The organism is Chryseobacterium sp. JV274, from assembly GCF_903969135.1.
Taxonomy (GTDB): domain Bacteria; phylum Bacteroidota; class Bacteroidia; order Flavobacteriales; family Weeksellaceae; genus Chryseobacterium.
In genome coordinates this window covers 863,925-889,943 of record NZ_LR824569.1, presented here as the reverse complement: position 1 = coordinate 889,943, position 26,019 = coordinate 863,925, and the positions used below count along the sequence as shown (strand labels likewise).

Here is a 26,019-nt window from a genome sequence, read left to right as displayed (position 1 = left end):
AAAAATTTCCTGAACTGATTTCATTTCAGTTCAGGGAGGAATCATTAAAGGAATGGTGAGATGTAAAGATGCAGATACATGTGCTGTAAGATGGGGTTGGGGAACCGGATTTTCCAGCAATTGTGGTGAATTTGACATTATTTGTGGAGAACCGCCTGCAGTAGATCCATGTGAAGTACAAATCTGTATATAGATAGACTAAAGGGTGTTTTTGGAACACTCTTTTTTTATTGTCTTGTAAATAAGTATTTTAAACATAATATTAAATATTTGTATAAGTAAATATTTTTTCATTAAAAATCACTACTTTTGCACCCGTAAAAATCTTTTATGCAAAACATTAGAAATATTGCGATTATCGCACACGTTGACCACGGGAAGACGACTTTGGTTGACAAGATCATTCACGCTACCAACATTTTCAGAGAAAATCAGGAGAGTGGGGAGTTAATTATGGATAACAACGATCTTGAAAGAGAAAGAGGGATCACAATCTTATCCAAGAATATTTCTGTTACTTATAAAGACACAAAAATTAACGTAATTGATACTCCTGGTCACGCCGATTTTGGTGGAGAAGTAGAAAGAGTATTGAAAATGGCTGATGGAGTTATTTTGTTGGTAGATGCGTTCGAAGGACCAATGCCACAAACAAGATTCGTACTACAGAAAGCATTGGAACTAGGATTGAGACCATTAGTGGTAATCAATAAAGTAGATAAACCAAACTGCCGTCCTGACGAAGTTCACGATAAGGTATTTGACTTATTCTTCAATCTTGAAGCTACAGAAGAGCAATTGGATTTCCCTACATTCTATGGATCTTCAAAACAAGGTTGGTTCAACACTTCTTTAGAGCAAACTGAAGATATTATGCCATTATTAGATGGTATTTTACAATATGTTCCTGAACCGAAAGTAACGGAAGGAAGCCTTCAGATGCAGATTACTTCATTAGATTTCTCTTCTTTCTTAGGAAGAATTGCAATTGGAAAAGTAACAAGAGGTGAACTTAAAGAATCTCAATGGATCGGTCTTGCTCAGGCAGATGGAAAAATTGTAAAAGGAAAAGTAAAAGAACTATACGTTTTCGAAGGATTAGGGAAGAAAAAAGTAACTGAAGTACAAGCAGGAGATATCTGTGCTGTAGTAGGTTTTGATGCTTTCCAGATTGGAGACTCTTTCGTAGATCTTGAAAATCCTGAACCATTGGAAAGAACTGCAATTGATGAGCCTACGTTGAACATGACGTTCTCTATCAACAATTCACCTTTCTTCGGTAAAGACGGTAAATATGTTACTTCAAATCACCTTAAAGAAAGATTATACAAAGAATTAGAGAAAAACTTAGCATTAAGAGTTCAGCAGACGGATGATGCAAACACTTTCTTGGTTTTTGGTAGAGGTATTCTTCACTTGTCAGTTTTAATTGAAACAATGAGAAGAGAAGGTTACGAAATGACAATTGGTCAGCCACAGGTTATCTTGAGAGAAATCGACGGAGAAAAATGTGAGCCTTATGAATCTTTGGTTGTTGACGTTCCTGAAGAATATGCTTCAAGAGTTATCGACTTGGCGACCCAGAGAAAAGGAGACCTTCACATTATGGAAACTAAAGGTGAAATGCAGCACATGGAATTCGAAATTCCTTCAAGAGGTTTGATTGGATTGCGTTCTCAAATGTTGACAGCTACTGCAGGTGAAGCTATTATGGCACACCGTTTCACAGAATATAAGCCTTTCAAAGGAGCTATTCCTGGAAGAAGTAATGGTGTATTGATCAGCAAAACTCAAGGTCCAGCTACAGAATATTCTATCGCTAAATTACAGGATAGAGGTAAGTTCTATGTTGATCCAGGTGAGGAGATCTATGCAGGTATGGTTATCGGTGAGCAAAATAAGCCAGGTGACTTGGTAGTAAACATCGTTGAAGCAAAACAGTTGAATAACATGAGAGCTTCTGGAAAAGATAAAGATACAGGTGTTGCACCAAAAATATTATTCTCTCTTGAAGAATGTATGGAATACATCCAGGCTGATGAAGCAATTGAGGTAACTCCAAACTTTATCAGAATGAGAAAGAAATTACTTTCTGAAGAAGAAAGAAAAAGAGTAGAAAGATCTGCAAAAGCATAATAAAAATCTTATACATAAAATCAAAGCCTCGATTTTCGAGGCTTTTTCTATATAAACCCATTAAAATGCTTATTTTGGCATAATAATCTCTGACAAATAAAAAATAAATTTTAAAGTAGTGTTGTGACTATGAGAATGAATAAATTAAAACTTATCGTTTTATTGGGCGTTTTTGCATCTTACACCTCATGTTCCGTACAGAACAATGTTGTAAAAACACCTTCCACGAAGAATCCAACAAAACCCACTAACAATACAACTCCACCAAAAGCGCCTGTTGTAATAACAAAACCAACTACAGGGACAACAACTCCAACTGAAGAAAATTTCAGAACCAATCTTCCGGAAATCAAAAGAGAATTCCGTGGAGCATGGATCGCGAGTGTAGCCAATATCAACTGGCCGTCAAGAAATGATCTTACGGTGGAACAGCAAAAAGCAGAAGCAATCAGTATGCTTGATATCTTGAAAGATAACAATTTCAATGCTGCTATTTTTCAGATCAGACCTTCTGCAGATGCCCTCTATACAAGTAATATTGAACCTTGGTCTTACTTTCTGACCGGCGAAACAGGAAAGGCACCTTCTCCGAACTATGACCCACTTCAGTTTTGGATAGAAGAAGCTCATAAAAGAGGCTTGGAACTGCATGTCTGGTTAAATCCTTATCGTGCACACCATGCCAATGGTGGTGCCGTGAATAGTCTGTCAATGGCCAATAAACTGTCCGATATTGTTTTAAGATTAAAAAACGGGATGTACTGGTTTGATCCTGCTAATCCAAAAACACAAGGGCACGTATCCAATGTGGTGAAAGATATTGTAAAAAGATACGATATTGATGCCGTTCACTTTGATGATTATTTCTATCCTTATGCCACCTATAACAGAGGTGCTGATTTTCCCGATAATGCTACCTGGAACGCTTATGTAAGCAGTGGCGGTACCTTATCCAGAGCAGATTGGAGAAGAGATAATGTGAATAAATTTGTAGAACGTATTTACAAAGAAATTCATGCAGAAAAAAATAATGTAAGATTCGGGATCAGCCCGTTCGGAATATGGAAACCTGGATATCCTGCTGGAGTTGTAGGATCTTCACAGTATGACGAGCTGTATGCAGATGCTAAATTATGGTTAAATAAAGGCTGGGTAGATTATTTTTCACCACAACTTTACTGGCCCATCGATTCCAAAGGACAGAGTTTTGAAGCCCTGTTAAGCTGGTGGCAGTCTGAAAATACTATGAACCGTCACTTATGGCCGGGATTAAATACTGTTGAGATCAAAGTATCAGACCGTCCTACGGAAATCAAAAATCAGATTGCAATTTCCCGAAATATTCTGAAAAATGATGCCGGAGAAATTCACTGGAGTATTGCTGGGCTTACGAAAAATCCAAATATGCTGCCTGCTTTGAAAAGCGGACCGTACAGTGAAAAAGCATTAGTACCAAAATCGCCATGGATAAAAGCGGTTCCATTGCAAACTCCTACATTGTTTATTGCAGACAACGGAAGCTTCGCACAGACAAGCTGGAGTACGAAAAATGCTGCTGATGTTTTCCAGTGGGTTCTTTTTACACAATACAATGGAGTATGGCAAACGGAAATTTTGACGTTAGATACCCTTTCAAAAGACATTCCTAAATTTAAAGACGGTAAAAAGCTGAGTGCAGTTGCTATAAAAGCCATTGACAGATTAGGAAATGAAAGTGACTATATCGCCAGAAAAATTAAATAGTATTTTTTGATAAAAGGCAAAAAAGTTAATTTGAAAACTTCTATCTACTATTAGTCATTACGAACCGTAAGAGGAAGCAATCTCAGTTATAAATTTAAAAACCAGTTCTACTTGAAAACTGGTTTTTATTTTAGAATAACTATAAATTATTAATTTAAAATAATGATTTTCAATTAAATAAAAATTTAAATAAATAATTATGTTTAAAATATAAATTGCATCGGAATCATTTTTGCATGATTCATCCCATAATCACCAAAATATAACATTATGAATACTAAAAGACTTTCCACCAATATGGAAAAAGCACTTAGTGACCAGATGAATAAGGAGATTCATGCATCACACATTTTTTTATCCTATGGAATTTGGGCCGATGATAAAGGTTATCAGGGGATTGCCAACTTTCTTTACCGTCATGCCCAGGAAGAACGAAATCACTCAATCAAATTCATGGAATACATTTTAAACAGAGGTGGAAAACCAAAAGTAAACGCTATTCCTGCTCCTCCTGCAGATCCGAAATCTCTTACAGCTTGTTTTGATGGCGTTTTTAAACATGAAGTTGACAATACAACCGCTATTTACAGAATTGTAGATCTTTCCATGGAAGAAAAAGACTGGGCAACCTGGAATTTTATGCAGTGGTTTGTACAGGAACAGATTGAAGAAGAAACATTAGCTCAAAACTTAATTGATAAATTAAAAATCGCTGGTGGTGACAGAGCTACCGATGAATCTTTATTTACTTTAGATAAAACTTTACAGGAAGCACCGAATGATGTCCCGCTGGCTCAGAATGCTACGGGAAATAATCCATAAAACAGCCGGTGAATCCGAACCTTTAGGAAATCTGTCAGAATATTGACAGATTTTTTTATTATGAAACTCCCTCAAAAATCACTATCTTTGCACACTCGTAATTCAAGGTTCAGAGTTCAATGTTTAAAGTTGGAGAAACCTTGGGTTGCCCTAAACCTTAAACTTTGAATTTTACAATATGAAATGTGGAATCGTAGGCCTGCCGAATGTAGGTAAATCAACTCTTTTTAACTGTTTGAGTAATGCAAAAGCTCAATCAGCAAACTATCCTTTCTGTACTATTGAGCCGAACCTTGGGACGGTTTCTGTACCGGATCAGAGACTTTTTGAACTGGAGAAAATCGTAAAACCTGAAAGAGTTTTACCAGCGGTAGTTGAGATTGTTGATATTGCAGGTCTTGTAAAAGGAGCCAGCAAAGGAGAAGGATTGGGGAACCAGTTCTTGGCTAATATCCGCGAGTGTGAAGCAATCATTCACGTTTTAAGATGTTTTGATAACGGAAATATCATCCACGTTGAAGGTTCAGTAGATCCTTTAAGAGATAAAGAAATTATTGATATAGAGCTTCAGCTGAAAGACCTTGAAACAGTAGGAAAAGCAGTTGAAAAAGCTAAGAAATTCATCAAGTCAGGAAAGAAAGAGGATATTCTTACTTACGAAATCCTTCAGAACTTACAGAAATTCCTTGAGGATGGTAAAAATGCAAGAGAATTTGCGACTGATGATTTTGCAAAATCAATTATCGGAGAAGTTCAGTTGCTAACCAATAAGCCTGTACTTTACGTTTGTAACGTAGATGAAAATTCTATCAAAAACGGAAATGACTGGATTGCTAAGATTGAAGAAATGGCTAAAGGTGAAGGTGCTGAAGTAGTAGTATTGGCAGCACAGATCGAGGCTGATATCAACGAGCTTGAAACTTTTGAAGAAAGAGAAATCTTCCTTGATGAGTTGGGTCTTACTGAGCCGGGAGTTAACCGTTTGATTAGAAAAGCTTATGATCTTTTGAAACTTCAGACTTATTTTACAGCCGGAGTGAAAGAAGTAAGAGCCTGGACTATTGGACAGGGATGGACCGCTCCACAGGCTGCAGGAGTAATCCATACAGATTTTGAAAAAGGATTTATCCGTGCAGAAGTAATCAAGTATAATGATTATATCCATTACGGTTCTGAAGTAAAGATTAAAGAAGCCGGAAAACTTTCTGTAGAAGGTAAAGAATATATAGTACAGGATGGAGACATCATGCACTTTAGATTCAATGTATAAGAAAATATTAAAGTTCGTTTATAATAAAAAACGCTTCCATGTATTTGGGAGCGTTTTTTGCATTCATGATCTAAACTTTTACTATGAGAATCTTTTATTTAGCTATTCCTATCTTATTTTTCTCCTGCTCCCAATCCATAGAAAAAAAGTGCTTTGTCAATCACAGAGATCAGGTATTTGAAGATTATAAAGAGCAGAAGCCTTATACCATTCAACAGATATTGAACGAGAAACCTGATTATCTTGAAATTATAAATCTTAAAGAATACAGGAGTTTTAAGGAAGACAGTATAGTAAGTCATGCCAATATCAGTTCTGATGAGTCTGAAAATATATTTAATAGACAGGACAAAGAATTTAAAATAGTAAGGGATAAATTTTCAGATCAGTTTTTATATTATTCTCAGCAGCAGGCAGGAAATATTCTGTACGCTTTAGGACGAAATAGCATGGGATTCTGGCTGCTGAAAATTGAAAATAATATACCTAAGGCTTATTTTATAGGATTGAGCTTTAGCCATTATTATATAAATGAAATGCTGGAAATGCCCATCATCAAAGACGGGTTTCTTCAATTTGAAGGAAGTCTTGTGAAAATCATAAAGATAGCGGGACTTCCGGGTTATGATGATTATTCAGCGATGGAAGATGGAAAATTATTTAAAATAAATTTAAAAGACCTGATGAAAGACTCAGATAACGATGGTTACAATGATATTTTTGAAAAAAGTTTTGGTTTAAACCCTGATAGTAAGGATACAGATGGTGACGGAATCAACGATTTTGATGATATGAATCCTATGTTTACATCTGAAAAGAATAAATTTACCCAGCTCTATGAATTGTTGCTGCCAAATTATGGAATGACAAATATGAAAAAATTACATTATACATTCCATATTTATAAGAATGATTGCGATTACTTCCACCAGATCAATCCTGAAATCAGAGTATTATTTATACCTGAAGAAAAAAACAATCAAACCTATTATACCAGAATAACCGATGTCATTGAGGAAGATATTTCCAAAATTCAAACCAATGATCGGGATCCAAATGTATTTTATATCTATGAATCAGGCAGCAGTTTTACAAATGATTATGCAGCAGAATATGTAGAAGGTAAATGGGTTCTAAAGAATATTGGAGGTATTGTTATCTAATAAATGCGGAAATAAAATTAAAAAAGTCACTCCCTTGCTGGGAAGCGACTTTTTATAATGATAAAAGCTTTTCAGCTTTTTCGTGTTGTTGGTTTATTAAATTTCAATACCAGGCTGGCATTGTAATTCTGCACAGGCAAAAGAAAATTTCTTACAAGTCAGATCTGGAAGAAGACACATTTCTTTTCCTCCGGTAATTACTCTTAATTGTTTTTTGTTCAATTTTTTTCCGTTAGTTAAATTTTGATTTTTCATTAGTTTTGATTTTTAGTGAGTTAGTGCTAGCGAATGTAAGAAAAATAAATGAAGTATATCACTGTGTTTAGAAAAAAAGAATAATTTTTTAATGAAATATTTTAATATTGGTTATTGATTTTACATTAAATCAATAAGTCTGCAGAGTTTTTCAATATATGAATAAGATGTTTTATTTTGAAAATGTAATCAATTTGAAACAGGCTGTTTCATAAGTTCGTATATTTGAATTTTACAAATCATCTGCCATGGAAAAAGTAGCAAATACCTCACTGGAAGATTTTTATAAAGAGATGGCCGCCAAATTAGGTAAAGATCTCGAAAGTATTTTTCCAAAAGGACTTCATAAAGATATCGGACACTTTAATGTTTTTGATATTGCCCAGACACTCGAAAGAGCAAAGACTACTTCCGAAATGCCTTATAACAGAAGGAAATACTATAAAATAAGTTTTATACGAGGGCGAAACAGGGCAGAATATGCTGACAAAGTAATATCAATAAAACAGAACGCTTTATTATTCGCCACTCCAAAAGTTCCGTACCATTGGATACCTGAAGATGCTGATCAGTCGGGGAGTTTCTGTGTATTTACAGAAGACTTTTTCATTAAAGATAAATCCTATTATAATCTCGAAGATCTCCCTATTTTTCAACCTGGAGGAGTACCTGTATTTGAAATTGACAATGAGCTTGCAGAAGAGATAGAGAGCCTCTTTAAAAAAATAAAAAAAGAGATAGATTCAGATTATGTTTTTAAATATGATCTGATCAGAAACTATGTTCTGGAACTCATTCATTATGGGCAGAAACTACAGCCAGCTACCAAAATATCCGCATCAAATGATGCATCTATGAGAGTGGTTTCTCTGTTTATAGAGCTGTTAGAAAGACAATTTCCTATTGAATCCTGGGATCAGAGACTGCAGCTGAAGACCGCCAAAGATTATGCAGACCGACTGGCGGTTCATGTCAATTATTTAAACAAAAGATTAAAAGAAAGCACCGGAAAAACGACTACAGAATTTATCTCTGACCGAATCACTCAGGAAGCAAAAATACTCTTAAAACAGACCAAATGGAACGTCTCAGAGATATCCTATGCTCTGGGGTTCGAAGAAATTGCCCACTTTTCTAATTTTTTTAAAAGGAAAACTTCCTTTACCCCGTTAGAATTTCGTTCCTGATTTGAATTTTGCAAATTTCAGATTGATTCAAGCAAACACTTCAGTCTGAAAATGTCCCAACTTTGTACCATCAAAATAATCAAAATACAATGAACACAAAAGCAAATATCGCACTGGTAACCGGAGGAAGCCGTGGATTGGGCAAGAACTCAGCTCTAAAGATCGCTCAAAAAGGATTAGACGTTATTATTACCTACAGAAGTAATAAGGAAGAGGCTGAAGCTGTTGTGAATGAAATAAAATCAATGGGCCGAAATGCTGTTGCTTTCCAACTGGATACAAAAGACATTAAAAGTTTTGATGCCTTTGTAAAAGAAGTTACGGATCATCTGCAGGAAAATACAGGAAGTACTCATATTGATTACCTGATCAATAATGCAGGAACAGCTTTATATTCACCCATTACGGAAGTAACGGAAGAACAGCTGGATGATGTTGTAGACATTCATTTCAAAGGAGTGTTTTTCCTGACTCAAAAATTTTTGCCATTCATGAATGATGGGGGAGGAATTATCAATATATCTTCAGGATTGGCAAGATTTGCAACTCCGGGATCTTCTATTTATGGATCTATAAAAGCTGGGGTAGAAATGCTCACAAAATATATGGCCAAAGAATTAGGATCAAGAAAAATCAAAGCTAATGTTGTGGCTCCTGGAGCTATTGAAACAGATTTCGGAGGAGGAAGAGTAAGAGATAATGAAGAGATCAACGCTGTAGTGGCGGGTGCTACGGCCTTAGGAAGAGTAGGACTTCCTGATGATATCGGCGGTGTAGTGGCATTTCTGTGTACGGAAGATGCAAGATGGATCAATGGACAAAGAATTGAAGTTTCAGGAGGAATGTTTTTATAACATTTGAAGAATCATCTTTATAATAATTCGGCCGGCTCAAATGAGCCGGCCGAATTATTATTTGTCATTTTTTTGGAGTATTATTACTCAACAGCTTCAAGGGGTTCAGGTAGCTGGCATTTAAGCTCTCTGCATCCAGGCCCGATGTATACACAGTACCCAGAAGAATTGGTACATCTTACGTTACCTAAACCTCCATTGATTGTACTTAATTCTTTTTTGTTTAATTTTTTTCCTTGTGAGATGATTCCCTTTTTCATGATTTTGATATTTAATGGATTAGTTATTTTATAAATATATGAAAATCATGAACAATAAGTCACTTATTAAAGAAAAAAATAAACTCGTCATCTGAAATGACCTTGAAATATCTACCTCATTTTTAGAACAGTACAATTTTATCGGAGATAAAATCATTGCGCCTTAAAACGTTTACTTTTAAAGTTCCTTTGCGTCTTAGCGTTTTCAATACTAAATCCATAAATTTCAATGAGATTGCTTTGCTCGCAATGGTAATTGGAGTAAAGATCTTTGTCTCTAAGCTCCCACAAAAGCACGCAAAAACTATGATGATACTCTTGATAAATTCTCAATTGCCCTTTCCAAAGTTTCCTGCTTCTTGGCAAAACATAATCTTATCACATTTTCATTCAGTTTATTCTTATAAAATGAAGAGAAAGGAACACTGGCAACCTTATGATTAATGGTAAGCTCAGATGCAAAATCAAAATCGTTTTTATCCGAAATCTTATCATACTTTACTGCCTGAAAATAAGTTCCTTCACAATCCAGCAGTTCAAAAGATGTTCCTGCAAGACCTTTTCTCAGAAAATCTCTTTTCTCCTGGAAAAACTGATTCAGTTGGGTATAATGTTCATCATGTTTCATGTACTCACCCAGTGCAAGCTGGATAGGAGTATTCACACAGAAAACGTTGAACTGGTGTACTTTTCTGAATTCATCCGTTAAGATTTTGGGAGCAGCGCAGTAGCCTACTTTCCATCCGGTAACGTGAAAAAGTTTCCCGAAAGAAGCAACAAGAAGACTCCTTTCTTTCAATTCCGGATATTTACAAATGCTTAAATGCTGTTTTCCGTCAAAAACAATATTTTCATACACTTCATCACTTAAAATAAGAATGGAAGTCCCTTTTACCAGCTTAATAAGCTCTTGTATATCATTTTCTGTCAGGATTTTTCCGGATGGGTTGTTGGGATTATTGAGAATAATCATTCTGGTTTTGTCACTGACAAGATTTTTTACGGCAGCCCAGTCGATTTTATAATCCGGAGCTTTCATTTCAAAACGTTTTACAATACCTCCGAAAAGTTCTACAGTAGGTTCATAACAATCATAGGCCGGTTCAAAAATAATCACTTCATCATCCTTTTTGATAAAAGAAGCAATGGCTGTGAAAATAGCCTGTGTTCCGCCTGCTGTAATTGTTATTTCGGAGTCAGGATGATAAATTGCATGATGGCTGTTCTCAATTTTTCTGGCAATTTCTTCCTTCAGTCCAATCATTCCTCCCAGCGGAGCATACTGGTTAAAGCCTTTTTTAATAAAGTGATCTACATGATTCAACAATTCAGGATCAGGCATGAAATCCGGAAATCCCTGAGAAAGATTGATCGCTTCATTTTCGTTGGCAAGCTGAGTCATCTGACTGAAAATAGTAGTTCCTACATTGGAAAGTTTTGATAAAGGAAGTTGTATCATAAAAACAGTTTTGTTGATCGAATTTAATGAAATATTTAAAACAGACTCTATTTATAAAAATAAAAATTAAATAGAGAGAGGTTTAAGGCTGATGTTGAACTGTTTAATGGTTTAAATGATAAAGTTTATGAATAAATATGATTTTAAACATATGTTTGGTTTTTCTCTTTTTAATTTACAGAAAGATGCCTACATTTGTTAGACACACAGCTATTAAAAACAATGACAATGAAGATTAAGAAGACAGAGTTTCCTGAAAAATCAGTTTTATCCCAAGGGGAAAAAGATTTTGATTATAGTGATAGTTTTGAAGGAGAATTGACCCATGGGAGCCGGAATATTGATATTTCAGAAATCGGAAAAATATTCTTTACAAGCGGACCTAAATGGGGAAAGAAAATGTTTGGTTTCAGAAATAAAGCAGTAAGATTATTGGGGCTGAAGACCGGATATGAAACAGAAAGTCAGCAGAAAAGGGATTTTAAATGTGAAGTGGGAGAGCGCATGGGTATTTTTAAAGTGTTTGATAAAACAAATAATGAAATTGTTATTGGGGAAGATGATAAACATCTGGATTTCAGAGTTTCACTTTTATTTGATGAAAATAAAGAACATCTTGACGAAAAATCACTTACCATATCAACTACAGTAAAGTTTCATAACTGGCTGGGTGTATTATATTTTCTTCCTGTTCACCCTTTTCATAAGCTGATTGTACCTGCTATGCTGAAAAATATGATAGAACAATTAGAAAAAAGATAAATATTTACCCCTTACAAATGATTGAGGGATGGAAAGAGACAGTCTCAAAAGTTAAATTGTTTGACTTTTGAGACCGTATTTTGGTTATTGTTTTCTTGGCTATTTATTTGGAGATTATTAGTTTTTGTGAACCGGTTTTTCCTTCAGATGTGAGTTCAACAATATAAGTTCCCTGGATCAGCTTTTCAGTATTCAATCTGATGTTTTGGTTTCCACTATTGAGATTTTCAGACTTTTCTAATACTGTTTTTCCTGAGCTGTCAATAATTCTTACGGCTGCTTTTTCCTTCTTTGAAAGAGATGTCTGTACATCCACATAATTTTTGGCAGGATTCGGAACCAAAGAAATATCTCTTTTTCTGGCCGCCTGAAGCTCCTCTTTCGAAATGGCTTCCAGATCAGGATGTTCACTGCGGAGACCTGTGTTGTCAGTTTCTTTTAAAATTACTTTTCTTGAATAACAAAATGTAATGCAGGTGCTGCATTTTTTTAAACCTTTGCTATCAGATTGAATGACACATACCGTGTATGAACCGGGGGTATTATAAGTGTGTGAAGTCATATGATCAGTAAGCGGTGTTCCATCTCCCCAGTTTACAGAATAATTGTTAGGAGGATTATAGCTGTCTAAAAATACCTTGGCTGTTGCAGTATTGCTTGTAGAACTGAATGAGGTTTCAAGTTTGAAATTCGGGTCACAGTCAGCACATGGTTTTACACAGATGTTGTCATACCATACTATTTCAGAGGGATTTGATGTATAATCGGGAGTAATCATTACAGCAGTTGAATTATTGATGATGTTGTTGAAGTCTATACAGGTTGTACCGCTGCTGGGATCCATTGTCCAGGTTCCTTCAGAATTGGAAGGCAGAACAGAGCCGCTGCAATTGGCAATGGGAGCCCGTACCCGTACCCATCCGCTTCCTTCAGTTACGGTGATATTGGCGACAAACGTGATTATTTTGCTGCCGGACATAATGTGAATGGCTGGATGTATGGGCGGAGACCCATTAAAAGTTCCATCATTTTCAAGATAGAAATCAAAAAATAAACATTGCCCCGGAAACCGTTGCCCCAGATTTTTAAAATCTACGGTATTGACAAGTCTTGAACCTCCGGAGTCATCAATTAGTTTTAGAAACTGAGAACCATCCAGAGCATTGGGAGTGCCGCTTGAAACGGTTACATTGCCATTAGGATAAGGAGCATGAACCCAGTTTCCGGCAGGCAAGGTAGATGAATTAAAATCTGAGCAGGGTGCCTGTGCTTTGAAAAGCAGACCGCCCAGAAAAATGCAGATGGTAAAAATGTAAGCTTTTATCATAATACAGCATTGATTTTATAGATCAAAAATCAACAAAAAACTTTAGAATTAAATTTTGTGTATTGACTTCTGGTAAAGGTATTATGATATTAAGGCGTTCGGTAATACCGGTTGATAAGTGTATTTGTTATCCTAGTAAGTGTCAGTAAGTTGTATTTAATTGTAGTTGAATAGTAATTTTAGTTTTCGATGGGCCTTGAGTTATTTTTTAATCAAGATATCCTATCCGGTGAAGGAAATCATTTTTTTTGCGGACAGAAACATCCAATACAGAATGATCTGCCATCACTACCTGGCCGCCTTTTCCTTTGATGTATTCTTTAAGATGAGACAGATTGATCAGATGTTTATGATGGATCCTGAAAAAACTATATTTTGAAAGCTGTTCTTCAAACTCGTGGAGTGTTTTGGAAACAATGATCTTGCTCTTATCTGTGAAATAAAATGTGGTATAGCTGGAATCTGCCTCACAGCGAATAATTTCACTGATATCTGTGAGTTTAAATCCCTGCAGTGTTGGAAGGCTGATCTTATTATTTTGAAGACTTACTGTATTTTTACTTTTTCTGATGCTTTCCAGTACTTTATTCACGGCAATGATGAACTCCATTTTTTTGATGGGTTTCAAAAGGTAATCGGCAGCTCCGTTTTTAATGGCCTGAATCGCAAAATTTTCAAAAGCTGTAATGAAAATAATCTTTGAATCAACTTCTCTGAACTTTGAAAGAAGATCAAATGCAGTTCCGTCTTTCAGCTGAACATCCAGAAAAAGAATGTCTGGTGAGTTTTTGGAAAGATAAATATAGGCTTCCTCTACACTGGCTGCCTGGTGGGTGTTCTCTATTTCTGGAAATTCATTCTCCAGCAGCAGGGAGATATAATCTCTTCCATCCTGCTCGTCATCAATGATGTATGCCTGTATTTTGGTTTTCATAAGGTGTAATATAAAGTGTGATTTGAGTTCCCGGTCTTTTCTCTTTCTCCTGAAGATCGGTTATTTCTAATATGATATTAGTATCAAAAAGCTGTCTGAATGTTTCAATTCTCTTTTCAGATAATTTTACTCCAAAAGAATTTGCATTAGAATGAAGCTTCTTTCCAATGCCCACACCGTTGTCTTCAACAATCACACAGAGAGCTGTTCCTGTATATTGAAACAACACTTCAATGTTTCCTTTTCTGTCCTGAAGATTCGCTATACCGTGTTTTATGGCATTTTCTACAAAAGGCTGAATGAGGAGTGAAGGAACAGTCCAGCTTTCATTTACATTTTCAGAAACGGTAATTTTATAATCAAAAAGATCTTTCAGGCGCAGTTTTTCCATATTCAGGTATAAAGACAGGTATTCTGCTTCTTCTTTTATGGGCATGAAGGTTTTTTCGGAATAATGAAGCGTTTTCCGGATCATTACAGAAAAGGTATTAAGGTAGTTCTCCGCTTCATAATAATCTTTTTTATACAGTAAAAAATGAATGGAATTGAGACAGTTATAAATAAAATGCGGGTTAATCTGTGCTTTAATGGCCTGAAGTTCCAGCTCTGCAATTTTCTTTTCATAATATAAAGTCTCCAGTTTTTTATTTCTCTTTTTCTGAAAATAAAATGTGATCAGCATAGATAATGCAGCAGCTCCAATGAAGACAAGAAGCAGTTTAAACCACCACGTTTGCCAGAATGCAGGTTTGATTTCAAAATGAAGATCGGTAGAGACATACGACTTTCTCCCGTTGTAACCCAATCCGAAAACTTTAAAAGTATAATCCCCTGGTGGAATAGAGTTGAAAGTAATATTCGGGGAACTGCCGGTTTGCCAGTCTTCACTTAGTCCTTCAACTTTATACTGGTAGCTGATTTGCCCTTGTGAAGCAAAATCCGGAAAACTTACATTAAAAGTCAGGCTGTTATCCGGAGTCTTGCCTTCCAGTGGCTGGCCAGGATCATAAAAGAGATTATTCCCGATCTTTACAGAATTAATGATTACTTTTTTATGAACAGATTTCTGCTGGCTCAAAAGGTTTTTAATAGAGAGAATACCCATACCTTTTGATGTACCTGCATAAACGGTATCTCCGGAAATAATACATCCTGCAACAACATTTGAGGGAAGACCATCTGTATGGGTGAAATTATTGATTTTTAATTTTTTATCTTTAAATTCAATTCTGCTGAGACCGTAATTGGTACTTGCCCAGAAAACCTTTTCATTCTCTATTTCTATTTTTTTGATCTGTCTTGTCGGAAGACCGTCGCTTTCCATAATTTTTTTGATCACTCTGGAATTATTAAACAAAATAATTCCGTTAAGATTGGTTGCACCTGCATACAGATTATCACTGAGCTTTTTAATGTCTGTAAAATAATATCCCTCCAGAAACAGCCTTTTCTTTTTTGTAGCGGTATTCAGCTTATAGAGGTCTTTAAATGTTCCGGCAAAGATGCTGTCCTGGGTATAAGGTAGTGCAGTATAAATCCGGTTGCCCATCATCAGCTTTTCGTAGGATCCTTTATGGTGATTATAGGCAATAAGACCTTCCAGAGTACAGAAAAGTGCAGATCCCGAAGTATAGGGAACCATGTTTTTAATGACATTTTCCTTCAGGACCTGTTTTTCTCCTGTTACTGTATTATACCGTACCGGATTTCTGGAAAGTCCGAAGATGATTGTATTTCCATCAGACAAAATGGCTTTGTTCTCCATTTGAGAGTTTTCTCCCAAATGAAGGTCCGTGATGACTCCGTTATGATAAATACCGCCTTTGGCTTCATTATAACCGAGATAGATCCTGTTTCCGTTTTTTGCAATAGCCGTGATATGAGATGAATTGTTCTTCACAGGAAAATGAATATAATTTCTGAAAAACAGGTCCGAAATAAAGAAAAGGCCATTGTTTCTGGTAGAAAACCAAAGATTGTTATCTTTATCTGTCAGTACATCATGGATAATGTAGCCATCCATCAATCGGATAGGATTTGATAAGCCTTCTGTTTCCATGAAAGGATTTTTGAAATATAAAACACCACCATTTTCAAGACAGGCCCAGATCCGGGAGTTTTTATCAATGGCCAGACGGTGTATGTTTTCGGGAGCTGTATAGGAAGCAATTTTTTTGAAATGGAACTGATGATAAACTCTGTATATATCAATCTTTCTTCCGTTTTTTAAAATAAAAAAATCTCCCTTCCTTGTTACCATTGTATTTTTTTCGATAGAAATATTGCAGACTGTTTTTTTTCGGGTGAAAACATTATAGACTTCGAGATTCTTTTTTTTATATCTATCAGAAATATAAAGGTTTCCGTTTGCCATATTCAATCCGAAAGTAAAATAATTATCCGAAGCATTCTGATGGATAAAAATAGGTATTGTCGTGATTTTTTCGTTCTTGTAAACTAATATGTTTTTGGGATTGTCTCCCTCATACAGATAGACCGTATTTCCGTTGATATGGCTGAGTGTAGTATAAGTAAACTTTATTTTTTTCAACTCCGGATTGCGGTCTGAGTTGATGATTTTGCCTTTCTTCAGATATGCAAAATCATTCAGGAAAGAAATAATAAACATTTCGTTGTCCGGAATTGGAAAACAGTCCAGGATCTCAATGTTCTTGAGCCCGTTTTTACTTCCGAACTGCTTAAATTCTGCTCCGTCAAACCTGAAAAAGCCAGTGTCGCTTCCCAGGTAGATGAATCCATTTTCATCCTGATTCAATCCATAGGTATATGAGCTGTTGAGACCGTCTCCTTCATTATAATGTACCATCCCGGGAATTTGAGCATTACATAATGAAACAGCCAGTAAAATGAAGAAAAATAAACAAGAGATTATAATTTTTTTCACATTTAGTAGAATAATTGTGAAAATTATATAATTTGATTGATAATACTGCAATTTTTTTGGGGAAATCTTTAAAAAACAAACTGAAAAATTCGGATAATTTTATACAATTTTGTACTTTTGTATGTTTGCTGAAATCATATATGTCACAAGAAATAAATCCAACCTATTCAGAAGATAATATTAGAACCCTCGATTGGCAGGAACATATCCGTCTGCGTCCCGGCATGTACATTGGGAAGCTTGGTGACGGATCTTCCGCGGATGACGGTATTTATATTCTGCTTAAAGAAATCCTGGATAACTCCATTGATGAGTTCAGGATGAGATCAGGTAAAAGAATCGAAATAAAAGTGGATGACGGAAAAGTTACAATTCGTGACTTTGGACGTGGAATCCCATTGGGAAAAGTAGTAGATGCTGTTTCCAAAATGAATACCGGAGGTAAATACGACAGTAAAGCATTTAAAAAATCTGTAGGATTAAATGGGGTAGGTACTAAAGCGGTAAATGCGCTCTCTGAGTATTTCAGAGTACGTTCTTTCCGTGACGGGAAAATGAAAGCCGCAGAATTCTCCCAGGGACTTATCAAAGAGAACTTTGAAGAAAAAGAGACTTCAGACAGAAACGGTACTGAAATTTCTTTCATTCCGGATGGTGATATATTCCTGCATTTCAAATACAGAAAAGAGTATATCGAAAGAATGCTCCGAAATTATGCATACCTGAATCCAGGGCTTAAAATTCTTTTCAACGGAGAGACCTATTTCTCTGAAAATGGTCTTAAAGATCTCCTTGAAGAAGAACTGGAAAGTGAAACCCTTTATCCTATTGTTCATTTAAAAGATGATGATATTGAAGTGGCAATCACCCATACTGACAAATCTCAGATGGAAACCTATTTCTCATTCGTAAACGGACAGAATACCACGCAGGGCGGTACCCACCTTAATGCATTCCGTGAAGCTTATGTGAAGACAATCCGTGAGTTTTTTAATAAAAGTTTTGAAGCTTCTGATATCAGAAAGTCTATCATTGCCGCTATCTCCATCAATGTAGAAGAACCTGTTTTTGAATCCCAGACCAAAACAAAATTAGGATCTAATGATATGGGGCCGAACGGACCTACCGTAAGAACATTTATCATTGATTTTCTAAAAAGTAAACTGGATAATTTCTTACATAAGAACCCGGAAATTGCGGAAGCCATCCAAAGAAAAATATTGATTTCTGAGAGAGAAAGAAAAGAACTTTCCGGAATTCAGAAACTGGCTAGAGAAAGAGCTAAGAAAGTTTCTCTTCACAACAAAAAACTTCGTGACTGCAGACAGCATTATAACGATCAGAAAGCCGAAAGAAAAGGTGATACTCAGATCTTCATTACCGAGGGAGATTCTGCATCAGGATCTATCACAAAATCCAGAGATGTGGAAACACAGGCTGTATTCTCACTGAAAGGTAAACCATTGAACTGCTATGGCCTTACCAAGAAGGTGGTATACGAAAATGAAGAATTTAACCTTCTTCAGGCTGCTTTAAATATTGAAGAAAGTCTGGAAGACCTGAGATACAATCAGGTGATTATTGCAACCGATGCCGATGTTGATGGGATGCACATTCGTTTGCTGATGATTACTTTCTTCCTGCAGTTCTTCCCGGATCTGATTAAAAACGGACACCTTTATATTCTTCAGACTCCTTTATTCAGGGTAAGAAATAAGAAAGAAACAAGATATTGTTATTCAGAAGCTGAAAGAGTAAAAGCATTAAATGATCTTGGGAAAAATCCTGAAATCACACGATTTAAGGGATTAGGAGAAATTTCTCCGGATGAATTCAAGAATTTTATAGGTCAGGATATCAGATTGGAACCTGTGGTATTGGGGAAAGACCAAACCATTGAACAGCTTCTGGAGTTTTATATGGGAAAAAACACTCCGGACAGACAAGCTTTCATTCTTGAAAACCTTGTTGTGGAAGATGATACTGATATCGCTAAAAAAGAAATTCTGGATGAAGTAGAAAATCAGAAAAATTAAATATTAAAACTCTCCTTGAGAACAATGCAGAAGGGCAAAAAAAACACATTTTGAAGTAAGAGATTAGGAAACTTACAACAAAAAAAATCAAATGAGACTAAGTAACCGTAATAAAGCATCAGTTTATAACTTTTTAAGCACCCTTCTTCTTATGATAATGGTACTTGGAGTAATTGTATTTATAGCTAATAAATATAGGTTTAATGCGCTGGATGATGAAAGTTATTTACTGATTATTGTTCCTATTATGATGCTGATTATCTTTTATATTTGTGGACGGCAGATTTTTGAATATGACAGCGATGGAGAAGCTCTGAACTTTAAAAACAGGAATATTATTCCTTTTTTAAACAAGCCTCTTCATGATGAATTTCCAAAATATAAGCTGATAAAATATGATGTAGTCAGTATTTTATTTATCAAAAGATTATACATCACCGTTTCAAGTAAGAATAATGGATCTACTATACTGAAATATCAGATCTCTTATTTGAACAGAAAAGAAGTAAACGATTTAAAACTCTCTTTAAACAAAGTAGTAAAAGCTAATAAAGAGAATAAAGACAAAAAAACAGATGACGACAGAAGAATATTCGCATGAGGGTGAAAGTTTAAAGAAGGTTTCCGGTCTGTATAAAGACTGGTTTCTGGATTATGCTTCCTATGTAATTTTGGACAGAGCTATCCCTTCGGTGTATGACGGTTTAAAACCCGTTCAGCGAAGAATTATGCATTCTATGCGGGAACTGGAAGACGGCCGTTACAATAAAGTGGCGAACATCGTGGGAAATACCATGAAATACCACCCACACGGAGATGCTTCCATTACAGATGCCATGGTGCAGGTAGGGCAGAAAGAACTGCTGATAGATACTCAGGGAAACTGGGGGAATATTTATACAGGAGACTCTGCGGCTGCGGCAAGATATATTGAAGCAAGGCTGACTCCTTTTGCGCTGGAAGTAGTCTTTAATCCTAAAACTACAGAATGGACCAAATCTTACGACGGAAGAAATAATGAACCTGTAGACCTGCCGGTAAAATTTCCCTTGCTTCTTGCACAGGGAGTAGAAGGTATTGGAGTAGGGCTTTCCACAAAAATACTTCCGCATAACTTCAATGAGCTTATCAACGCATCAGTAGCTTATCTGAAAGGAAAGAGATTTGAGCTGTATCCGGACTTTTTAACAGCCGGTTATCTGGATGTTTCAGAATATAATGACGGGCACAGAGGAGGAAAAGTAAGAGCCAGAGCCAAAATTACCCAAACGGATAAACATACATTGGTGATTTCCGAACTTCCTTACTCGAAAACGACAACTGACCTTATTGATTCTATCTTAAAGGCCAATGAGAAAGGGAAAATCAAAATTAAAAAGATTGAGGATAATACTTCAGATAAAGTAGAAATCCTGATTCATATCCATAATGATGTTTCACCGGATAAAACAATTGATGCCCTGTATGCATTCACGGACTGTCAGGTGACAATCTCTCCGAACGCCTGTGTGATTGTAGGTGACAAACCTATGTTCATGAATGTTTCCGATATCCTGAAAATGAATACGGACCATACGGTGTCATTATTGAAGAAGGAACTTGAAATTGAACTTCACGAACTTCAGGAAAGCTGGCATTTCTCTTCACTGGAAAGAATTTTTATTGAAAATAGAATCTATCACGATATTGAAGAGGTGAAAACCTGGGAAGATGTGTTAAAGACGATTGATGCCGGATTAAAACCACATACCAAACATCTTTTAAGAGCGGTTACTGAAGAGGATATCTTAAAACTGACTGAAATCAGAATCAAGAGAATTTCAAGATTCGATTTAGATAAATTTAAAGAAAATATTGCATCACTGGAAGGTAAAATAGAACAGGTGAAATATCACCTGGCCAACCTGATCGCTTATGCCATCGATTATTATTTAAATATTCAGAAAAAGTACGGTAAAGAGAAACAGAGAAAGACAGAGCTTAGAATTTTTGATACCATTGATGCTACAAAAGTAGCGGTGGCTAATGAAAAGTTCTATGCCAATTTTGAAGAAGGCTTTATCGGAACATCCCTGAGGAAAGACCAGTATCTGTTCGATTGCTCTGACATTGATGATATCATTATTTTCAGAAAAGACGGAAGCATGAAAGTGGTAAAAGTAGAGGCGAAAACGTTTGTTGGAAAAGATATCCTGCACGTTGCCATCTGGAAGAAAAATGATAAAAGAACAGTGTATAATATGATCTACCGGGAGGGAAGAGAAGGACCATATTATATGAAACGTTTCTCGGTAACCGGAGTGACAAGAAATACAGATTATCCGTTAGCTTCAGATAAAAAAGGTTCCGAAACACTGTATTTTTCGGCAAATCCTAATGGTGAAGCAGAAACAGTAACAGTGCTTTTAAAGCCAAATCCAAGAATCAGAAAGAACAAAATGGAGATCAATTTCTCCGAACTTGCCATCAAAGGACGTGATTCCAAAGGAAACCTGGTGACAAAATATGCGGTAAAGAAAGTAGATATGAAGGAAGAAGGAGTTTCTACTCTGGCACCTAGAAAAATCTGGTTTGATGATACGGTAAGAAGACTGAACGCTGATGTAAGAGGAACATTACTTGGAAGTTTCAAAGGGGATGACAAAATTCTGACTATCAATACAAACGGTGAAGTAAAGCTTGTTTCTTTTGATTTGGGTAACCGTTTTGATGATGAATATCTGGTTTTGGAAAAATGGAGACCTGCACAACCTATTACCTGTATTTATTATGATGGAGAAAAAGATATTTACTTCATCAAGAGATTCTTACTGGAAAATACGGTAAACGTACAGACCTTCATGCCATCTGAACACCCGAAATCATTTATTGAAAATGTAATCGTTGCCAATGATGTAACTGCAGAAATTATTTTCGCGAAAGATAAAGGCAAAGAACGTGAAGCTGAAACAATAAACATTGATGAATTTATTGCCGTAAAAGGAATAAAAGCAATCGGAAATCAATTTACAAAGTTTAAAGTAAAAGCAATTAATATCACCATTCCTGAACCTGTGGAAGAAGAATCGGAGATTTATGAAGAGCCGGAACCTACAGGAGACACAGATGAAGACGGAGGAATTATAGGAGATCTGTTTCAGGGTGACGGGAATAGCGAAAATGAATAGACCATACAATGTCTGTTTAATTATAACATAAGAAACATACGATGAATATAGTTGTTTTAATTATCATGGCGGCCACATGTATTTTTAGTTACATGGGATTTAACAATACAGTATTATTTGAAAAATATAAATTCAATGTTGGAGCCATTGCAAACCGTAAAGAATATATAAGGCTGATCAGCTCTGCATTTTTGCATGCAGACTTTATGCACTTATTTTTTAATATGCTTTCCCTGTATTTTTTCCAGGGAGTGGTCATTAGTTTCTTTGGTGAAGTAGGATTTTTGATTCTTTATTTTGGATCAATGATTTTAGGAAATTTATTCAGTTTACAGATCTATAAAAATCAGCCTTGGTATTCTGCTATCGGAGCATCAGGAGCAGTTTCGGGAATTATTTTTGCTTCCATAGCCATGGCGCCGAATGAGATTAGTGTCAATTTCTTACCAGGATGGCTATTTGGAACACTGTATTTCGGATATTCTGTATACATGATGCTGAATCCTAAGCAATGGGATAATCTGGGGCATGCAGCCCACCTTGGAGGAGCTTTTTTCGGGCTTGTTTACTCTATTGTAATGCATCCGCAGCTGGCCATGAGCAATATCCTTTTCTTAGGAATCATGTCGCTTCCGTTAATTTATCTGGGATATGAAATTTTTGTAAGGAAACGAATAGGATAAAAGGCTATTTTTAATTAAAATATCAAAACCAATGAACACATCAGAGTTAAACAGTTTCATCGTGATACTTATCTATGGTTCATTGGTTTTGCTTTCTCTGCTAAAGCTCGCCAATCCTTTACAAGTAAACCATAAGGCCAATTTCTGGTTTGGAATATTTCTTTTTCTGTGGTCTACCTTCTGGCTGGATGAGGTTTTGTTTCTCATCACGGGTACGACAGTTGAGTTTCATTCCCTGTTTTTCGTCAGATGTATTCAGTTTTTCACACCCATTGTTTTTTACTTTAGTGTGCTGTTCTTTACCAATCCCTCTTTTACCTTCAAAATCAAGAATTTTAAATTCCTGTTATTTCCTGCAGCCTTTCTGTTATGTCTTATCTTAGTAAATCTCGGTTATGAATCACCGTTTGAATATCTGAGTGTTATTTTGATCCTGATTCAGGCACTATTCTATACCGGACTTTCTTATATTACCATCAGAAAACACCAGCGAAAGATCCAACAGTTTTCTTCCAATACTGAAGGAATCAATTTGAATTGGCTTGAGTATATCATTCTGGTACTTCTTATTGTGAATATCATCTATGTGATATATAATCTCTTCTATGACCCCAAATCACTGAATTTTTTTATCAATACTGTCTTTTTACTGGTGATCTACTGGGTGGGATATTATTCTCTGAAACAAAGGGAAATCTATCCTTTAGAAGAAAAGCAAAGAGAAGAACTGATCTCTATCAATGAAGATTCCGATTCAGAAGAGATAAAGAGAAAGCTCATCTCCGATGAAGAATTACTAAAAATTAAAACCTCACTTGAAAGACTGATGGAAATACAGAAACCTTATCTTGACAGTGAACTTAACCTGATCAGGCTGGCTGAAATGCTCTCTGTTTCTACTCATCACCTGTCTTATGTCATCAATACAGGTTTTGGAAAGAATTTCTTCCAATATGTAAATGAATTCAGAGTAGAATATGCCCAAAAACTTCTGAAGGAATCAAATAGTAAATTATCAATTCTGGGGATTGCTTATGAATCAGGATTCAATTCCAAGACTTCTTTTAATACCACGTTTAAAAAAGTGACGGGACAGACCCCTTCTGAATTCAAAAAATAAGTTCAGGTTTATAAAGTTTTACTTTTGTGTTGATTTAAAACATTGATTTTAAGTAATTTATATATTTCATCTTTCTTGATTGAAAATCAGTTCGTTCAGATAATCCGGAACATTCAAACCCTCTTTACACGATAGCTTTGTACCATAAAATGTAAACGTATGGATACCAAAGAGTCATATGCTGTAGTCACAGGAGCAAGTCAGGGACTGGGCAAATCATTTGCTGAAAATCTGGCCAGAAAAAAGATCAATGTCATTCTTGTAAGCCTTCCGGATCAGAATCTCAAGGAATTTTCCCATGAGCTGGAAGAGCTGTATGAGGTAAAAGTTCATTACTATGAAACAGATCTTTCTGTTAATAACAATGTCATGAAGCTCACAGAATGGCTTAACCGTTCTTTTGATATTCATATCCTGATCAACAATGCAGGACTTGGGGGTACTAAAAAATTCACAGAAGCCTCTCCGGATTATATCAATACCATTCTGCAGGTTAATGTAACGGCAACCTCTCTGATTACCCATCAGTTGCTCCCCAACCTTTTAAAACAGCCAAAAGCCTATATTTTGAATGTCTCCAGTATGGCGGCCTTTTCTCCTATTGGTTTTAAAACCGTATATCCTGCTTCCAAAAGTTTTATCCATTCATTTTCCAGAGGGCTGTATGAAGAGTTGAAAGACACCAATGTCTTTGTAAGCGTTGTGAATCCGGGTGCCATGAAAACCAATACGGATGTCTGTAAAAGAATAGAAAAACAAGGTTTCATAGGAAGACTGACGCTTTTGAATCCTGATAAAGTGGCATCATACTGTATTCGTCAGCTGTTTAAAAAAGATTCCGTAATTATGGTAAATCCAATCAGCTGGCTGATGATGAAAATTTTACCCATATGGATCAAACTTCCGTTGATGACCCAGGCTATAAAAAGAGAGATCGAAGCATGAAAAAAGTGTGTGTAACCGGAGCAACAGGGCTTCTGGGAACTAATGTTATTATTAAATTATTACAAAATGGTTATTCTGTTATTGCTCTGGTGCGCAAGAAAAGCGGCTGGCTGGGCGAAGAAAACGAGAATCTGAAGTTGGTGGAAGCAGATCTTTCATCTGATCTTTCATTGTTACTCAAAGAAGTTGACTGTATCATTCATATTGCAGCGGAAACACGTCAGAATCTCATCAGCTATGGTGAATATAGAAAAGTGAATTATGAAATGACCGTAAATCTGTTTACCCATGCGGAATTAGCAGGTGTAAAAAAGTTTTTATTTGTAAGCACGGCAAACACCTTAGGGTATGGAAATACAGCTTTCCGGGGAAATGAACAAGCGCCGCAGCTTTACCCTTTCACCCATTCACTGTATGCACAAAGCAAGCTGGAAGCTGAAGATTATCTTTTAAAGAACTATAAAAATACAGACGTTATTATCGTTAATCCAACTTTTATGATCGGAGCCTATGACAGCAAACCGAGTTCCGGGAAAATCATCTTTTGGACCTGGAAAAAGAAACTGGTTTTTTATCCGAAAGGAGGGAAGAACTTTGTACATGTGGAAGATGCCGCTAACGGAATTTTATATGCTATTCAATATGGGAAGACTGATGAAAAATATCTCTTAGCCAATGAAAATTTGAGCTATAAGGAATTTTTTAAGAAAGTAAACCGGATTACTGATCAGAATCCAGTCATGATAGCTATTCCAAACAGAATTTTGAGTTTCCTTGGATTGATAGGTGACGGCTTGAGAAAATTAAAAATAAAAACAAATCTCAGTATCTCCAATATGAAAGCTCTGCAGATCCGTAATTATTATTCTAATCAGAAATCAGTAGAAGAGTTAGGTATTCAATATCAATCCGTTGATAAAGCAATTGAAGATGCTGTTCAGTATTTTATTGAAAATAAAAAAACCAGCTCTTAAAAGCTGGTTTTTAATCA

Annotated in this window: 21 protein-coding genes; 15 read left to right on the top strand and 6 right to left on the bottom strand. The window is 35.9% G+C overall.

Features of this window, described 5'->3' with window-relative positions; all coding sequences use genetic code 11:
• Positions 1-330: 330 nt before the first annotated feature.
• The 5 genes from typA (at position 331) to CHRYMOREF3P_RS04150 (ending at position 7,134) form a co-directional block, all read left to right on the top strand.
• Entirely contained in the window at positions 331-2,136 is a 1,806-nt protein-coding gene (gene typA, locus CHRYMOREF3P_RS04170; RefSeq protein WP_077416721.1) for a translational GTPase TypA, read from the top strand.
• Between the two features lie 129 nt (positions 2,137-2,265).
• The gene (locus CHRYMOREF3P_RS04165) at positions 2,266-3,879 is read left to right on the top strand and encodes a glycoside hydrolase family 10 protein (protein WP_180563925.1); all 1,614 of its coding nucleotides are present in this window, start codon (positions 2,266-2,268) and stop codon (positions 3,877-3,879) included.
• A 270-nt stretch (positions 3,880-4,149) separates the two neighbouring features.
• A complete protein-coding gene (locus CHRYMOREF3P_RS04160; protein ID WP_077416724.1) occupies positions 4,150-4,701 on the top strand; it encodes a ferritin in 552 nt (183 codons plus the stop codon).
• Positions 4,702-4,879: 178 nt separating this feature from the next.
• A complete protein-coding gene (gene ychF / locus CHRYMOREF3P_RS04155) occupies positions 4,880-5,971 on the top strand; it encodes a redox-regulated ATPase YchF (RefSeq protein ID WP_077416726.1) in 1,092 nt (363 codons plus the stop codon).
• Between the two features lie 83 nt (positions 5,972-6,054).
• Positions 6,055-7,134 carry a hypothetical protein gene (locus CHRYMOREF3P_RS04150; protein ID WP_077416728.1) on the top strand — a complete coding sequence of 360 codons (1,080 nt, stop codon included), beginning with the start codon at positions 6,055-6,057 and terminating at the stop codon, positions 7,132-7,134.
• A gap of 96 nt (positions 7,135-7,230) precedes the next feature.
• On the opposite strand, the gene CHRYMOREF3P_RS04145 is transcribed toward CHRYMOREF3P_RS04150, so the two are convergent.
• Positions 7,231-7,389, bottom strand: coding sequence for a hypothetical protein (locus tag CHRYMOREF3P_RS04145; RefSeq protein ID WP_175627246.1), 159 nt, complete (start codon positions 7,387-7,389; stop codon positions 7,231-7,233).
• A gap of 248 nt (positions 7,390-7,637) precedes the next feature.
• Between CHRYMOREF3P_RS04145 and CHRYMOREF3P_RS04140 the strand changes: the two genes are divergently transcribed.
• Together CHRYMOREF3P_RS04140 and CHRYMOREF3P_RS04135 are read left to right on the top strand one after the other, a co-directional pair.
• A complete protein-coding gene (locus CHRYMOREF3P_RS04140) occupies positions 7,638-8,576 on the top strand; it encodes a helix-turn-helix domain-containing protein (protein ID WP_180563924.1) in 939 nt (312 codons plus the stop codon).
• Positions 8,577-8,665: 89 nt separating this feature from the next.
• On the top strand, positions 8,666-9,430 hold the full coding sequence (locus CHRYMOREF3P_RS04135; RefSeq protein WP_180563923.1) for an SDR family NAD(P)-dependent oxidoreductase: 765 nt from the start codon (positions 8,666-8,668) through the stop codon (positions 9,428-9,430).
• A gap of 83 nt (positions 9,431-9,513) precedes the next feature.
• Here CHRYMOREF3P_RS04135 and CHRYMOREF3P_RS04130 read toward each other — a convergent pair whose 3' ends face one another.
• Entirely contained in the window at positions 9,514-9,690 is a 177-nt protein-coding gene (locus CHRYMOREF3P_RS04130; RefSeq protein WP_077416734.1) for a bacteriocin, read from the bottom strand.
• Between the two features lie 304 nt (positions 9,691-9,994).
• Positions 9,995-11,149, bottom strand: coding sequence for a methionine aminotransferase (locus CHRYMOREF3P_RS04125; protein ID WP_077416736.1), 1,155 nt, complete (start codon positions 11,147-11,149; stop codon positions 9,995-9,997).
• Between the two features lie 228 nt (positions 11,150-11,377).
• Here CHRYMOREF3P_RS04125 and CHRYMOREF3P_RS04120 point away from each other — a divergent pair, with 228 nt between their 5' ends.
• Positions 11,378-11,911, top strand: coding sequence for a DUF2867 domain-containing protein (locus CHRYMOREF3P_RS04120; protein WP_180563922.1), 534 nt, complete (start codon positions 11,378-11,380; stop codon positions 11,909-11,911).
• A gap of 103 nt (positions 11,912-12,014) precedes the next feature.
• On the opposite strand, the gene CHRYMOREF3P_RS04115 is transcribed toward CHRYMOREF3P_RS04120, so the two are convergent.
• The 3 genes from CHRYMOREF3P_RS04115 to CHRYMOREF3P_RS04105 form a co-directional block, all read right to left on the bottom strand.
• Positions 12,015-13,238, bottom strand: coding sequence for a T9SS type A sorting domain-containing protein (locus tag CHRYMOREF3P_RS04115; RefSeq protein WP_180563921.1), 1,224 nt, complete (start codon positions 13,236-13,238; stop codon positions 12,015-12,017).
• Positions 13,239-13,446: 208 nt separating this feature from the next.
• Positions 13,447-14,172: a LytR/AlgR family response regulator transcription factor gene (locus CHRYMOREF3P_RS04110; protein ID WP_077416742.1), complete on the bottom strand. Its 726-nt coding sequence runs from the start codon at positions 14,170-14,172 to the stop codon at positions 13,447-13,449.
• Positions 14,141-17,077, bottom strand: a complete 2,937-nt coding sequence (locus tag CHRYMOREF3P_RS04105) for a histidine kinase (RefSeq protein WP_180563920.1) — start codon at positions 17,075-17,077, stop codon at positions 14,141-14,143. The genes CHRYMOREF3P_RS04110 and CHRYMOREF3P_RS04105 overlap by 32 nt, the downstream gene beginning before the upstream one ends.
• A 140-nt stretch (positions 17,078-17,217) precedes the next feature.
• On the opposite strand from CHRYMOREF3P_RS04105, the gene CHRYMOREF3P_RS04100 reads away from it, so the two are divergent.
• From CHRYMOREF3P_RS04100 to CHRYMOREF3P_RS04070, 7 genes are all read left to right on the top strand, one after another.
• Positions 17,218-19,113: a DNA topoisomerase IV subunit B gene (locus CHRYMOREF3P_RS04100; protein WP_077418042.1), complete on the top strand. Its 1,896-nt coding sequence runs from the start codon at positions 17,218-17,220 to the stop codon at positions 19,111-19,113.
• A 91-nt stretch (positions 19,114-19,204) separates the two neighbouring features.
• Entirely contained in the window at positions 19,205-19,714 is a 510-nt protein-coding gene (locus CHRYMOREF3P_RS04095) for a hypothetical protein (RefSeq protein ID WP_077416746.1), read from the top strand.
• Complete coding sequence (locus CHRYMOREF3P_RS04090; RefSeq protein ID WP_180563919.1) at positions 19,689-22,280, top strand: DNA gyrase/topoisomerase IV subunit A; 2,592 nt, start codon at positions 19,689-19,691, stop codon at positions 22,278-22,280. The genes CHRYMOREF3P_RS04095 and CHRYMOREF3P_RS04090 overlap by 26 nt, the downstream gene beginning before the upstream one ends.
• A gap of 41 nt (positions 22,281-22,321) precedes the next feature.
• The gene (locus CHRYMOREF3P_RS04085; RefSeq protein WP_180563918.1) at positions 22,322-22,963 is read left to right on the top strand and encodes a rhomboid family intramembrane serine protease; all 642 of its coding nucleotides are present in this window, start codon (positions 22,322-22,324) and stop codon (positions 22,961-22,963) included.
• A gap of 31 nt (positions 22,964-22,994) precedes the next feature.
• On the top strand, positions 22,995-24,083 hold the full coding sequence (locus CHRYMOREF3P_RS04080) for a helix-turn-helix domain-containing protein (RefSeq protein WP_180563917.1): 1,089 nt from the start codon (positions 22,995-22,997) through the stop codon (positions 24,081-24,083).
• A gap of 159 nt (positions 24,084-24,242) precedes the next feature.
• A complete protein-coding gene (locus tag CHRYMOREF3P_RS04075) occupies positions 24,243-25,028 on the top strand; it encodes an SDR family NAD(P)-dependent oxidoreductase (protein ID WP_180563916.1) in 786 nt (261 codons plus the stop codon).
• The gene (locus tag CHRYMOREF3P_RS04070) at positions 24,974-26,002 is read left to right on the top strand and encodes an NAD-dependent epimerase/dehydratase family protein (RefSeq protein WP_232538967.1); all 1,029 of its coding nucleotides are present in this window, start codon (positions 24,974-24,976) and stop codon (positions 26,000-26,002) included. Before CHRYMOREF3P_RS04075 ends, CHRYMOREF3P_RS04070 begins: the two co-directional genes overlap by 55 nt.
• Positions 26,003-26,019 lie beyond the last annotated feature (17 nt).